Origin of the sequence: Methylomonas paludis (assembly GCF_018734325.1) — a bacterium.
GTDB classification, from domain to species: Bacteria; Pseudomonadota; Gammaproteobacteria; order Methylococcales; family Methylomonadaceae; genus Methylomonas; species Methylomonas paludis.
On sequence record NZ_CP073754.1, the window covers coordinates 2,888,301 to 2,902,091 of the forward strand.

At 47.5% G+C, this 13,791-nt stretch carries 14 protein-coding genes; 4 read left to right on the forward strand and 10 right to left on the reverse strand.

From position 1 onward, the window contains the following. The first annotated feature begins 6 nt into the window (after nucleotides 1–6). Together fabD and fabG are read left to right on the forward strand one after the other, a co-directional pair. Nucleotides 7–957 (forward strand): ACP S-malonyltransferase, encoded by a 951-nt coding sequence (gene fabD, locus KEF85_RS12960; protein WP_215581216.1) that lies wholly within the window; start codon nucleotides 7–9, stop codon nucleotides 955–957. Further along, entirely contained in the window at nucleotides 950–1,678 is a 729-nt protein-coding gene (fabG, locus tag KEF85_RS12965; RefSeq protein ID WP_215581218.1) for a 3-oxoacyl-ACP reductase FabG, read from the forward strand. The genes fabD and fabG overlap by 8 nt, the downstream gene beginning before the upstream one ends. A gap of 10 nt (nucleotides 1,679–1,688) precedes the next feature. On the opposite strand, the gene KEF85_RS12970 is transcribed toward fabG, so the two are convergent. From KEF85_RS12970 to metG, 5 genes are read right to left on the reverse strand one after another with little or no spacing between them, the layout of a single operon-like run. After that, a complete protein-coding gene (locus KEF85_RS12970) occupies nucleotides 1,689–2,513 on the reverse strand; it encodes a glycosyltransferase family 2 protein (RefSeq protein WP_215581220.1) in 825 nt (274 codons plus the stop codon). Then, complete coding sequence (locus KEF85_RS12975) at nucleotides 2,506–3,255, reverse strand: glycosyltransferase family 2 protein (protein ID WP_215581222.1); 750 nt, start codon at nucleotides 3,253–3,255, stop codon at nucleotides 2,506–2,508. Before KEF85_RS12975 ends, KEF85_RS12970 begins: the two co-directional genes overlap by 8 nt. Further along, nucleotides 3,255–4,490 (reverse strand): O-antigen ligase family protein, encoded by a 1,236-nt coding sequence (locus KEF85_RS12980; protein ID WP_246534947.1) that lies wholly within the window; start codon nucleotides 4,488–4,490, stop codon nucleotides 3,255–3,257. Before KEF85_RS12980 ends, KEF85_RS12975 begins: the two co-directional genes overlap by 1 nt. Then, complete coding sequence (locus KEF85_RS12985) at nucleotides 4,481–5,200, reverse strand: glycosyltransferase family 25 protein (RefSeq protein WP_215581224.1); 720 nt, start codon at nucleotides 5,198–5,200, stop codon at nucleotides 4,481–4,483. Before KEF85_RS12985 ends, KEF85_RS12980 begins: the two co-directional genes overlap by 10 nt. A gap of 18 nt (nucleotides 5,201–5,218) precedes the next feature. Further along, complete coding sequence (gene metG, locus KEF85_RS12990) at nucleotides 5,219–7,264, reverse strand: methionine--tRNA ligase (RefSeq protein ID WP_215581226.1); 2,046 nt, start codon at nucleotides 7,262–7,264, stop codon at nucleotides 5,219–5,221. A 287-nt stretch (nucleotides 7,265–7,551) separates the two neighbouring features. Between metG and apbC the strand changes: the two genes are divergently transcribed. Next, nucleotides 7,552–8,643: an iron-sulfur cluster carrier protein ApbC gene (gene apbC / locus KEF85_RS12995; RefSeq protein ID WP_215581228.1), complete on the forward strand. Its 1,092-nt coding sequence runs from the start codon at nucleotides 7,552–7,554 to the stop codon at nucleotides 8,641–8,643. A gap of 161 nt (nucleotides 8,644–8,804) precedes the next feature. Here the strand turns inward: apbC and KEF85_RS13000 are convergent, their stop codons facing one another. The 4 genes from KEF85_RS13000 to accA all read right to left on the reverse strand — a co-directional run bounded on the left by KEF85_RS13000 (nucleotide 8,805) and on the right by accA (nucleotide 11,778). Beyond that, nucleotides 8,805–8,999, reverse strand: coding sequence for a hypothetical protein (locus KEF85_RS13000; protein WP_215581230.1), 195 nt, complete (start codon nucleotides 8,997–8,999; stop codon nucleotides 8,805–8,807). Continuing rightward, entirely contained in the window at nucleotides 8,999–9,196 is a 198-nt protein-coding gene (locus KEF85_RS13005) for a hypothetical protein (RefSeq protein WP_215581232.1), read from the reverse strand. Before KEF85_RS13005 ends, KEF85_RS13000 begins: the two co-directional genes overlap by 1 nt. Nucleotides 9,197–9,330: 134 nt before the next feature. After that, a complete protein-coding gene (tilS, locus tag KEF85_RS13010) occupies nucleotides 9,331–10,653 on the reverse strand; it encodes a tRNA lysidine(34) synthetase TilS (RefSeq protein WP_215581234.1) in 1,323 nt (440 codons plus the stop codon). Nucleotides 10,654–10,815: 162 nt separating this feature from the next. Beyond that, nucleotides 10,816–11,778: an acetyl-CoA carboxylase carboxyl transferase subunit alpha gene (gene accA, locus KEF85_RS13015; RefSeq protein WP_215581236.1), complete on the reverse strand. Its 963-nt coding sequence runs from the start codon at nucleotides 11,776–11,778 to the stop codon at nucleotides 10,816–10,818. Between the two features lie 247 nt (nucleotides 11,779–12,025). Between accA and KEF85_RS13020 the strand changes: the two genes are divergently transcribed. Beyond that, nucleotides 12,026–13,327: a replication-associated recombination protein A gene (locus tag KEF85_RS13020; RefSeq protein WP_215581238.1), complete on the forward strand. Its 1,302-nt coding sequence runs from the start codon at nucleotides 12,026–12,028 to the stop codon at nucleotides 13,325–13,327. A gap of 73 nt (nucleotides 13,328–13,400) precedes the next feature. Here KEF85_RS13020 and rplQ read toward each other — a convergent pair whose 3' ends face one another. After that, nucleotides 13,401–13,781, reverse strand: coding sequence for a 50S ribosomal protein L17 (gene rplQ, locus KEF85_RS13025; RefSeq protein WP_215581240.1), 381 nt, complete (start codon nucleotides 13,779–13,781; stop codon nucleotides 13,401–13,403). Between the last annotated feature and the right edge of the window lie 10 nt (nucleotides 13,782–13,791).

Here is a 13,791-nt window from a genome sequence, read left to right on the forward strand (position 1 = left end):
ATCACCATGAGTCAACAAAATCAAAATCTGGCTTTTGTCTTTCCAGGCCAAGGTTCACAAGCCGTCGGCATGTTAGCGCAACTGGCTGACAGCTACCCGGTGGTCAAACACACTTTTGCCGAAGCATCCGATGTGCTGGGCTATCAGCTGTGGGATCTGGTCAGTAACGGTCCCGATGCCGAATTGAATCAAACTCAAATTACCCAACCAGCCATGTTGGCAGCCGGGGTCGCCGTGTGGCGGGTCTGGACTGAAAATTCGACTGTACGTCCGGCCTGGTTGGCGGGCCATAGTCTGGGCGAATATACCGCACTGGTCAACGCCGGTGTGATCGCCTTTGGCGACGCCATCAAGCTGGTTGCTGAGCGTGGTCGGCTGATGCAGGAAGCCGTGCCGGCCGGTGTTGGCGCCATGGCTGCTATTATCGGCCTGGAAGATCAACAAGTGGTTGATGTGTGCGCCGCTGCTGCCAATGGCGAAATCGTTTCAGCTGCTAATTTCAATGCCCCTGGTCAGGTTGTGATTGCCGGTGAAACAGCGGCGATAGATCGTGCCATAGTGGCCATGAAAGCTGCGGGTGCCAAACGCGCCCTGAAATTACCGGTCAGCGTACCTTCCCACTGTCCGCTGATGGCTGGTGCCGCCGAGCAACTCTACGCCTTGTTGCAAGCTATCGAAATTCATGCACCTAATACTCAACTGATCCACAATGCTGATGTTCTGCCTCACACTAGTCCGGATGCGATCCGCACTGCGCTTAAAGAGCAGCTGTTTAAACCAGTGCGCTGGGTGGAAAGTCTGCAGTTCATCGAGTCTCAAGGTGTGACCACCTTTATCGAGTGCGGTCCCGGTAAAGTCCTGCTGGGTCTGAACAAACGTATTGCTGCCGATGCCAACCACGCGGCTATCTTTGATAACGAATCTCTAAATTCAGTTCTGGAACAATTAAATGGCTAAAAAACTCGCTATCGTGACCGGTGCCAGCCGGGGAATAGGCCGCGCTATCGCCGAGAAACTGGCGGCAGACGGTTTTTTTGTGGTGGGAACTGCCACCAGCGAACCTGGAGCAGCCGCTATTTCAGCGTACCTGACCGAGCAGGGCCAAGGCTATAAACTAAACGTAGCCGATGCGGCTGAAATTGAGGAATTCATTAAAACTGTTACCGATAATTTCGGGGTACCAGCCGTACTGGTCAATAACGCCGGCATTACCCGCGACAACTTGTTGATGCGGATGAAAGACGATGAATGGGACGATATTATCACCACCAATCTCACCTCAATTTTTCGGATGAGCAAAGCGGTATTGCGCGGCATGATGAAAGCCCGTTATGGCCGTATTATCAATATTTCTTCGGTGGTTGGTGCTACCGGCAATGCCGGTCAAACCAATTATGCCGCAGCCAAAGCCGGCATGGTGGGTTTTAGCAAATCACTGGCTAAGGAAGTCGGATCACGCGGTATTACTGTCAATACTGTCGCACCCGGATTTATTGACACCGATATGACCAAAGAGCTAGGAGCTGAAATTAAAACTCAGTTGCTATCTGCAATTGCCGTGGGCCGCCTGGGTCAACCCGAAGAAATTGCTCATGCCGTCAGCTTTTTAGCTTCTGAAGCTGCCGCTTATATAACCGGTGAAACCTTGCATGTCAACGGCGGCATGTATATGCCCTAAGCTGAACCAGTCAGATCTGTAAATATTGATCTATGCCTGCTTCACTACGGATACATGTTTTATCCGTCAGGCGCTGTAATAAGCGGGCATAGTTGGGATCGTGCCGGCTTCTGTCGTTTTGCGGGTGCCAAAGGTGTAAAACCGGCACCGCAAACCGGCCTTCTTTACGCTTGATTCCTTGATGAATCAAGCGTATCACCAAGTCTGAATCTTCATACCCCCATCCCTGAAATAATTCATCAAACCCGTTCACGGCGATAAAATCTTGTTTCCAGACTCCTAGATTGCAAGTCATGGCTTGTTGCCAGTATTTGGGTCTAAGATAACGTGGTTTACTAAATGGCAAATACAGCAAAGGCAAGATACGATTAATCTGTCCGCTCAGTTTGCAACGCATAAAAAACAGCGTATTTTGCAAATGCAAAGGAATTTGCTGCTGCAAGGCCTGATTGGTGTATTGTTCGCTAATCAACAAGCGATTACCCGGCACAAAATGAGCTGATTCTGCTAAGCGGCGATGGCGCTGAATAAAATGCGGAAACACTACGCAATCGCCATCCAGAAAGATCAAGTAACTGCCACGGCTCTCGGCAACAGCTTTATTTCTGATGGTGGCCGCTCTAAACCCCTGATCAGGATGATAGACACTACGAATACTGAGCGGGGAGTCTGTGCTTAATTCGGCTATTAACTGCCGGGTATCTGCACCAGAACCATCATCGGCAATGATAATCTCAAAATGTCTATCAGACTGGGCCAGCAAGCTGTTTATGCAGGCAGCTAGTGCGCTTGGCCAATTGTAGGTGGTCACGATGACCGAAATCAGCTTAGTCATGCTGGGATTGTTTATGTATATTCCGCAGCTTTAGGTATTTGTAGTAGCTGCCTTCGGCATTGGATATCGCCAACATTAATCCTTCTGCCCCATCCAAAAAGCCGGCTTTTAACAAATACGTGCGGATAAACGTCCAGATGCCCCGGCCAATGGCGCGCGCCAAACTGGCATGCTGATGCTGTTTGTAGAGTTTTTCGGCACCCAGAGTGGAATAATGATTTATTTTATCCAGCACTTCACTGGGATCGGTAAAGGCTTCGTGCAATATTGGCTGCTGTAAGTGTTTGACAATACCGTTGACGATAACCCGCTCATGGACAACATCGTCACTAAACTGGCCGGTCTCGCGACGAAACAGCCTGAGCACCGGATCTGGCCACCAGCCGCCATATTTGATTTGTTTGCCGCAATAACTGGATAGACGGGGTATATAAAAGCCCTGAATACCGGATAGTTGCATTGCCTGTTGCATTTCTTGTTGCAGGGCTGGACTGATTTCTTCGTCAGCATCCAGCGACAAAACCCAGTCATGACTAGCTTTTTGCAAGGCTCGCTGTTTCTGCGGGCCAAATCCTGGCCAATCTGTCTGGTAAACAGCTGAGGTATATTGCTTGCTAATGGCCACGGTATTATCAGTACTGCCCGAATCTAACACGATGATTTCATCGGCCCAAGTCACGGATGCTAGACACCGGCCTATGTGCTCTTGTTCGTTACGGGTAATGATGATGACGCTGAGCATCAATCTAAACCGGCTTTAGTAGATTTAGGCGGCAACGCTAGCAGTGCGCCCATAAAAAAGGCCAATAAATTGCCTTCTGGAAAGGTTTTAAAGTGGGAATTAAACAAACTGGACGCACAAATGGCTATTAAAAATCCGGCGGCGATCTGCCCATAAGCAGGATGATACCACCCCACTCTAAGAGCATAATAAATGTAAAAGCCAAACAATATCAAGCCTACTAAACCGTTTTCCAGCCAAATAAACAGATATTGATTGTGGGGGTCACCGGTTTTACCACCGTGCCAATCAGAACTCTGCGCAGCCGCATAATGACTATAGACGGACTCAAATGAAGAAGTACCATAACCCCAAAGCGGATTCTGGCTAATCAATTCCATTGTATTCTTGTAGAAGATCATCCTTAAACCTATGGAGGTTTCGGAAGCACTGGTTTGATAACTGGTTTGTTCCTGCAAGCCAAGTTTGATGCGTTGCTGTAAATTGCTTGAGCTCAAGCCTGCTATCATTATGATGCTAAACAGTATGGCTATTAACTGCGGCAGTTTTTTAAAGCCGTAAAAATAGATCCCGGCAAATATCAGCGCCGGTGGCAAGGCAATATAGCCGCTTCTGGCCGGGCTGATAATAAAAATATTGATCACAAACAAGGCGTTGCTTAGCCATAAATAGGCTTTAGGCACGCCGGAATCCGGTTTGTTTAATAGAAACACTGCGCACAGCAAGGCAGCTATGAGGGCGATACTCTGGGCAACATAGTTGGTCATGATGATGCCGGGTGACTGATCAAATGTGCCGAACTTCACAAACCAGCACAGCAGTGATATTAACGCCGCCAAGCTCATAAAAATGAAGTAGCTATAGACAAAACGCCGCTGCCAATCTGCCTGATAAAAGAAACCCAGCAAAATAAATACAAAAAATAATTTTTGCCAGCTCAATAAGGTGGTTAATTTGGTCTGTGCACTGGTATCTGCATAAAACATGCTGATCAGCAACCAGCCAACAAATATTAGAATAGCTTTACCTACCGGGTGTTGATAGGCTATTTTCAAACCGCTGATAACCTGGCCTGACAGTAGCCAGGTGACGATAATACCGACACAGGCAATACTGCAAACCATGGTGGAAATCGGAGCGGACATTGCTGCCAGAATAATCAAATAACGACATAACTGCTGCGATATTTTGGAAAATCGGGTATAGGTCAACATATAAATTGGTTTTAACGCCATAGTTGATAAATATATTTACGCCTTAGTTTTTCCCAGCGAAACAGGATGGCTTTCAGCCAGGATGGGGGAGCTGCTTCCAAGGCACTATTGAATAGACCGTTTTTACTGCCCTGCTCCACAACAGGCGGCTCCAACCAAAGTATCTGGATGTTAAGCTGTCTATCCATTTCATCAAACTGATTGTCGATGCCCTTTGTCATTTTATGCGTCTCTATCCAGTTTAAGCGCAGTTGTGCAGTAGCGCTATCGATGAGAAACGAATCGGTAAAACGTCCGCGTGAGCCTGGGTAAAGAAATTGCCCAGGCTTTCTTTGGCTTTTCGGGGTAAAAAAATTGCCGCCAGAGCCAATATAGACCACGGCAGGCCCCGGAAACTGCTGGCGCTGGGCCAAAGCCCGCTCCAGGCCTAATTTAAAATCTGCGGCGAACACGGCATCATCTTCCAGTACCAGCACCATGCCATCTGCTGCTGCTGCCTGCTGTAAAGCCACAATGTGCTTTAAGGCACAGGACTGTTGGCCGGGGGATAGGCTGTTATCCTCAACAAAGTAACGACTGAGGATTTCGTCGGTTAAATCGTCTATATCCCAGTCAAAAACAAAGCTTGCTTGTAAATTTTGGACTGCCAGTTGCTGCTGCATAAACTGGCGGCGTTCGTTAAACTGCTTGACGTTTAGTACTAATATCCGCTTGAGTGGCTTATTATCCATAGTCGTTCTCAAGGCTTTTTATTTGACCCGCATGCCTGGCTGAGCGCCTTGATCAGGTGATAATACCCATAAATCTTTACCGCCTGGGCCGGCCGCTAACACCATGCCTTCGGAAACACCAAACCGCATTTTGCGTGGTTTAAGATTGGCGACCACAATGGTTAGTTTGCCCTCCAATTGTGCCGGACTGTAAGCAGTCTTGATACCAGCAAAAATGGTACGGGTTTCATTGCCCAGATCGACAGTGAGCTGCAGCAATTTTTCCGCCCCCTCCACTGCTTGAGCCTCAATAATACGGGCAATGCGCAAATCCACTTTACTGAAGTCATCCAGTTCGATACTGGCGGCAATCGGCTCTATGTCGACCTGGTTTGTGCTATCGGCCTGACTGGTTTTGCTGACTGGGGCCGTCACACTCAAATCTTCTTTGGAAGCTTCGATGATGGCTGCGATTTTGTCGGCCTCGATACGTGTCATCAATGGCGTAAAGCTGTTGATTTTATGATTCAGCAAGGGCTGCGCCTGACTCGGCCAGCTTTGCTTAGGCTCTATATTCAGAAAAGCAGCAGCATTAGCTGCTAATCCCGGCAATACCGGCTGTAAGTAAACCACCAGCAAACGGAATAGATTTAAGCCCATGCTTGATACCGCGCTAAGCTCTGCGTCCCGACCTTCTTCCTTGGCAATCAGCCAAGGCTTTTTCTCGTCTATATATTGGTTAGCTTTATCGGCCAGCGCCATAATTTCGCGCATGGCTTTGCCGAATTCACGGTTTTCGTAAAGCTCGGCGATACTGGTATTAGCGGCAATAAAGTTTTGAAACAGCTCTGGTTCGGCAAGCTCTGCTGCCAGCAGACCTTCAAAACGCTTATTGATAAAACCGCTGCAACGGCTGGCAATATTAACCACTTTGCCAACCAGATCGGCATTTACCCGCAGGGTGAAGTCGTCAAAACTCAGATCAATATCATCCACACCGGCGCTGAGTTTGGCGGCAAAATAATAGCGCAGATATTCTGGATGCAAATGTTCCAAATAGGTGCGGGCTTTGATGAAAGTACCGCGCGATTTGGACATTTTTTCGCCGTTCACCGTCAAAAAGCCATGGGCATAAATTGCACTGGGAGTACGTAGTCCAGCTCCGTAAAGCATAGCCGGCCAGAATAAAGCGTGAAAATAGATAATATCTTTGCCGATAAAATGATAAAGCTCAGTCTGACTATCTTTTTGCCAATAAGCATCAAAATCCAGGTTTTGGCGGTCGCACAAGGCCTTAAAGCTGGCCATATAGCCAATAGGGGCATCCAGCCAAACATAAAAATATTTACCGGGAGCATCGGGTATTTCAAAACCAAAATAGGGAGCGTCGCGGGAAATGTCCCAATCCTGCAGGCCGTTCTCCAACCATTCGGCCATTTTGTTACTGACTTCAGCCTGTAAGTGCCCAGCAGTAGTCCAGGCACCGAGCATTTCGGCAAAGTGGCCCAGATTGAAAAAATAATGCTCGGAATCCTTTTCGATAGGTTTTTCACCCGACAATGCAGAAACAGCATTTTTTAAATCTAAAGGCGCATAAGTGGCCCCACAGGCTTCGCAATTATCGCCATACTGATCGGTGGCTCCGCACTTGGGACAATCGCCTTTAATAAAACGATCAGGCAAAAACATGTTTTTGACTGGATCATAGGCCTGAGTAATGCTTCGACTACTGATATGACCGCCATCGCGCAGACGCCGATAAATCTCACTGGACAAGATTTTATTTTCTGGGGAATGGGTACTGTGATAATGATCAAAAGCAACGCCAAAATCGGCAAAATCGGCACGATGTTGCAGTTCCACTTCGGCAATCAATTGTTCCGGACTAATGCCTTCGCGGTCTGCACGCAACATAATCGGCGTGCCGTGGGTGTCATCAGCACAAACGTAATAGCACTCGTGACCACGCATTTTTTGAAATCTGACCCAGATATCAGTTTGGATATACTCAACCAGGTGCCCCAGATGGATAGGGCCATTGGCATAAGGTAGTGCACTGGTAACAAGAATTTTTCTATCGGACATGGACTAGGTGACAAATAACTAAATAATAGTGAATTAATTATGGCATAGAATAGGGTTTTAAGGCTTGAATTGGCTATACTCAGATAATTAATGCTAGGCAACTGGTTATTTTAACAAACCACGCCCAGCCATCACATATTTCTATGTTTGCCGCTTGATGAGCCATATACCATCCAGAAATACAGTGATGCGGATCATGCCAGGGGAATCAGTTAGAATCCCTGTCGATTAAGGGTTATCATATTCACACTATTTTACTTGGTTATTTTAAGCGTACGGAGTTGTGCATGGCTAGTCTGGATAAATCCACTGTCGAAAATTTACTGAAAAACTTTATCGACCCTAATGTCGAAACTGATCTGGTCTCGGCTAAATCGGTGAAAAAGCTGGTTATTGACCAAAATGACATTAGCTTGGTGATAGAACTGGGCTATCCAGCCAAAAGTTATGTAGCTGAATTACAAGCTCAACTGGAAGCTCGCTTGCAAGCCCTGGAGGGTGTAGGCAACGTTGAGGTTAAGGTGGTGATTAATATTCTGTCGCACGCCGTACAGAAAGCCCTTAAGCCGCTACCCAATGTAAAAAACATTATTGCCGTGGCATCCGGCAAAGGTGGAGTAGGCAAATCCACCACCGCAGTGAATTTAGCCTTGGCGCTGGCCGCAGAAGGAGCGGCCGTGGGCATTCTCGATGCTGACATTTACGGGCCCAGCATTCCAACCATGCTCGGTTTGTCCGGTAAACCGGAAAGTCTGGATGGTAAGTTTCTGGAGCCCAAAGTTTCGTTTGGCATTCAAACTATTTCCATCGGCTATTTGGTGGACCCCGATCAGCCTATGATTTGGCGTGGCCCCATGGTTACCGGCGCCTTACAACAATTGCTGACTCAAACCCACTGGTCTGATCTGGATTATCTGATTATCGATCTGCCGCCGGGCACAGGGGATATTCAGCTGACACTGGCTCAACAAATTCCAGTCAGCGGTGCGGTTATAGTCACCACGCCACAGGACATAGCTTTAATTGATGCCCAGCGCGGCCTAGGTATGTTTGAAAAGGTTAATGTGCCGATTTTAGGCCTGGTGGAGAATATGAGCATCCATATCTGCAGCCAATGCGGACATGAAGAGGCCATATTCGGTCAAGGTGGCGGGGTAGCGATGGCCATCAGAAATCAGGTGGACCTGTTGGGCTCCTTGCCGCTAGACATCAATATCCGTTTATTTGCCGATAGCGGTAGACCAACCGTGGCCGCCGATCCGGAAGGCCGGCCAGCACAAATATACAAAGCCATTGCCCGCAAAATGGCTGCTAAGCTGGCCTTACGAGCCCGGGATTACAGTGGTAGATTTCCCAATATTGTCATTCAAAATACCTGAGACCAACGGTTTGGCAGCGGGGCGACACGGAAAGGCCCCGCACCTACCTCCACAGCTTACCCGGCGCGAAATTAACATCCCGGCTTTTCACCCAAACTAAGCTTTGTTATCCTAAGTCGCTTATCGAAACAAAGCCGTTACACCTTGCAGGCCATAAGACTTCAATCCAGTTCAGAATTACCGCGTTGCTTGGGCCAGTGGCTAAAAGCAAATACCCAAATCATGATAATGTTGACGATGGGCACTAATAATACCCAAGTCCATACCCCGGCAAAACCGGCTTTTTGCAGTATTCGATAACCCAACCACAAGCAAAACAGCACGAATATTGGCAACAAAACAGTTAATAAATCCATTAATCATGCTCCGTAGTCGACTTGGCATTTGGCCAGGGCCAAAACGCTAATTGCAAAAAAATGATCAGCAGGCCAAAACCCGGTAAAAACACCAGCGCCGCCCATAATGGATTGAATCCGGCTTTTTTGTAAATCAGAAAAGTCGGCACTAGTATCATCATGCCGACAATGACTACTTGCATAATCTCAGGAACCATTGCGCCTCCACTACTTTGTTTTGAATATATTTTAAGCCCTTTGTCCACCCTGGGAATACCTTGCTGTCAAAAAGCACGGGTGTATTATTATAGGCTGTTGCACTTAACCGGCCAGCCCCAAGATAAGATGTATTTTAGTTGGGTTGCCAGTGTAATTGATAACATTTGCCCGGTGCTACCGACCAAGCCCATTCTGCGACCCATAAGCCGGCAACAGCAGCCAGACGTTGGTCAATATAGATAAGTGGATATTTGTCTCTTTGCCAGGGTGGCACACCGGCCTCCTGAAACAGATTTTTCAGGCGGTGATGACCTACTCTGCCAGATAGTTTAAGTTTTTCGCCGCCGTGGCGAAAGCTGATAACCACCGTGCCGGCTTGCCAGATTTGCCTATCGATACCCATATCAGCCAGATCACAACTCACTTGCCCAAGGTTGGCTATGGCTAGCTGCGTAATTTGCGGCGGCCAGGTAATAGGCTCAAGCACATCCAGATTCTGCGCCTGAACCGGTAAGCAATACAGTTTCTGCCGATATTTACGGATGGTATGTCCCTGTATCAACAATTGTGGCAGGGCCGAATCCCGAGCCGGAATAAGCTGGGTGATGATAACTTGCAACTGCGCCTGACTAGGCGGCCTTAGCCCAATATTAATTAACCAGTTGCGCAGGGCTAAAGCTTGCCTGGGGCTTGCCATTAGCTGCCATTTAGCCAAATTGAAGCCTTGATCCTGAGGATCAAGCAGATCATTCAGGCAGTCTGACAAGTATTCCTGCTGAATTTGCCAGGCCTGCCCGCAATGACTGGCAGTGCGGGCCACGGTTTTGTCCAATGCCGGCCAGCGTTGCTTTAATAAGGGAATAATCTGATTACGTAAATAATTTCGGTCAAAATCATTACTTTGATTACTGGGATCTTCCTGCCATTGTAAGGCATGGCGTTGAGCGTAACGTTGAATGTCCTGTTTGGCGATATGCAAAAGCGGTCGCAGCAATTTACCTTTGCCAAATGCCATACTGACCGGCATGGCAGCCAGACCGGCCAGGCCACTGCCTCTAAACAGTTGCAATAATACAGTTTCCAACTGATCTTCACGATGCTGGGCAACAAGTAACATATCGTCAGCTTGGACCAACTGCTGCAAGGCTGCATAGCGGGCGCGTCGAGCAGCGGCCTCGGGACTTTCGCCAACTTGAGGTGTGGCATTAACTTTTAGCATTATATAGTTAACACCATTTGCCTCACATTGCCGCCGACAATGTTCGGCCCAGACATCAGCCGCTGATTGCAGACCATGATGAATATGAACAGCACTTAGTTTAGGTTTGAGTGCGGTCTGGGCGGCACATAAATGCAGCAGCACTTGAGAATCCAGGCCGCCGCTATAGGCAATCAGGATATTTTTGGTGTCAGCCTCCAGCAGATCGGCCACACACGAAAAAGCAAGTTCAGTCATGATGTTCCGTCAGCTTGGGTTGGGCTGGTAGCGCTCAGCGAAACGATTGGCTCAGCGTCTGTGTCGAGCATAACACCACTTTCCGATCGACTCCATCTTGTGAGCTTTCCGCTAACAAAAAGGCCGATAAATCGGCCCTTAGGATGGCTGATAAACTAAAGTTTATTCATAATAAGAGCCAAAGCGCATGATGCGTTGATAGCGTTTTTCCAACAGGCGATCCATTTGCTGAGCTTCGTAATTTAATTCATCGAGATGACGTAACAACGCTTCCCGAACGTTGGCCGCTACTTTTTCAAAATTGCGATGCCCGCCACCGATAGGTTCACGTATCACCTCGTCCAACAGACCTTGCTCACGCACTCTATCTGAGGTAATCCCCATCGCTTCTGCTGCTAATTGGGCTTTATCAGCGCTTTTCCAGAGTATGGAGGCGCAACCTTCCGGTGATATTACCGCATATGTGCTGTATTCTAGCATCAGCAAGCGGTCACCAACACCAATGGCTAAAGCACCACCCGAACCACCTTCACCAATGACAGTGCAAATAATCGGAGTTTTCAGTTTGGCCATCTCGAACAAATTACGGGCGATGGCTTCGCTCTGACCGCGCTCTTCAGCGCCAATACCAGGATAAGCGCCCGGTGTGTCGATGAAACAAATAATCGGCAACTGGAAACGTTCGGCCAGTTTCATCACCCGCAACGCTTTGCGATAACCTTCCGGACGCGGCATACCGAAATTCCGATAAATCTTTTCTTTGGTGTCACGGCCTTTTTGATGGCCTATCACAACGACAGCCTGACCATTCAATCGGGCCAGACCACAAACAATGGCCGGATCATCGGCATAAGTACGGTCACCATGCAACTCATGAAAATCTGTGAATATCAGTGAGATATAATCCAGGGTATATGGACGGCCGGGATGCCGGGATAATTGCGACATTTGCCAATCAGACAAATCAGTAAAGATAGTCTCGGTTAGGCTTTCGCATTTTTGTTCAAGTTGCTTAAGAGTTTCGGAAATGTCGAAATTGTTATGAAGTTCGACTTTACGCAATTCTTCTATCTTGGCTTGCAGTTCGGCGATGGGTTGTTCAAAATCTAAAAACTTTAAATCCATGGTATTGGTCTGGCTAAACGGTAAAGTGGCGCTAATTCTAATGAAAAAACCCCGGATTGCCTAACATTTTTACCAGTCACTCCCAGGTTTTTCATTTTGGGGGCCGTACCGATACTTCAATCAGCTTAAACCGAAGTATGATTACAAGAAATTCAATAACATCATGCCAGATAAGTACTCGCTTACCATACCCATTTGCTTAGCTAAAACTCAAATCTTAAGCCTTGATATAACCTATAATTTTGCCATGAATCTTCAGCATCCATTAAATCAGGCTCCTTTGGCGGCGCGTATGCGCCCAACCTGTGTTAGCGAAATTATTGGCCAACAACATTTATTAGCGCCAGGCAAGTCGTTACGCACAGCCATTGATAATGGCTTATTACATTCTCTGGTGTTTTGGGGGCCGCCTGGCGTTGGTAAAACCACCTTGGCTAAAATTATTGCCGCCAGTGCCGATAGCCATTTTATTGAATTATCAGCGGTGATGGCAGGCGTTAAGGACATTCGAGCAGCAGTCAGCGAAGCAGAGCAAATTAAAGTCACCACCGGCATGAAAACGGTAGTATTTATTGATGAAATCCATCGTTTTTCCAAAAGCCAGCAAGATTCTTTATTGGCACCGATAGAAAGCGGTGCGATTATTTTATTTGGCGCAACCACTGAAAATCCATCTTTTGAGCTGACCAACGCCTTGTTATCACGTTTACGGGTTTATGTACTGCGTAGCATTGATGCCGAGGATTTAAATATTTTGATCCATCGAGCTTTAACCGACCAAGTACATGGCCTGGGCAGCCGTCACCTAAGCGTGGAGGATGCGGTAGTTGCTTTGATTGGTAAGGCTGCAGATGGCGATGCCAGACGCTGCTTGAACATCCTGCAAATTGCCGCCGATTTAGCTGAAACCCGCCAAGGCCGGGAAGTGATTGACTATGAAATTGTCAATGAAGCGCTGCAAGGTCATGCTAATCGTTTTGATAAACAAGGCGATATTTTTTATGATCAGATTTCTGCCCTACACAAATCTGTACGCGGCACCGACCCGGATGCGGCGCTTTATTGGCTGTGCCGGATGCTGGATGGCGGCTGTGATCCTTTATATATTGCCAGGCGAGTAATACGCATGGCCAGTGAAGACATCGGTAACGCTGATCCACGTGGCTTGCAAATGGCTTTAGATGCCACCCAGGCCTATGAGCGCCTGGGTACTCCAGAAGGTGAGCTGGCTTTAGCTCAAGCAGTGGTATATATGGCCTGTGCGCCGAAAAGCAATGCGGTATATGTTGCTTACAAAGCGGCGATGGCTGATGTACGCAATACCGGTTCGCTGGAAGTACCAGATCATCTCCGCAACGCTCCAACTAAACTAATGAAGGAATTGGGCCACGGCAAGGATTATCGTTATGCCCATGATGAAACACATGGCTATGCCGCCGGTGAAAATTATTTTCCGGAAAAACTAAAAGGTCGTCGTTATTATGCGCCAGTGGAACGCGGACTTGAAATCAAGATTAAGCAGAAATTGGAATTCCTGCGAAAACTTTAAACTAGGACGGCAGACACGAAAAACCCCGAGCTTATACAAGATAAACCCAGGGTTTGGCAGTGTAGAATAATCTTTATTCTGCGACTGGATTGGCATCTGGTCTATCGACCAGTTCAACATATGCCATAGGTGCATCGTCACCACTTCTAAAACCACATTTAATGATACGCAAATAGCCGCCGTTCCGGGCTTGATAACGTGGGCCCAGCTCATTAAACAATTTGGTAACAATGTCTCTGTCACGTAATTTAGCGAAAGCCTGACGACGTTTAGCCACTGAATCTTCTTTAGATAAAGTAATCAGCGGTTCTGCCAACATGCGCAGTTCTTTTGCTTTAGGCAAAGTGGTTTTGATCAACTCATGCTTGAACAAAGAAACGGCCATATTGCTGAATAAAGCTTTTCTATGGCTGCTATTTTTATTTAACTGTCTTCCAGATTTACGATGTCTCATTGCTTAATGC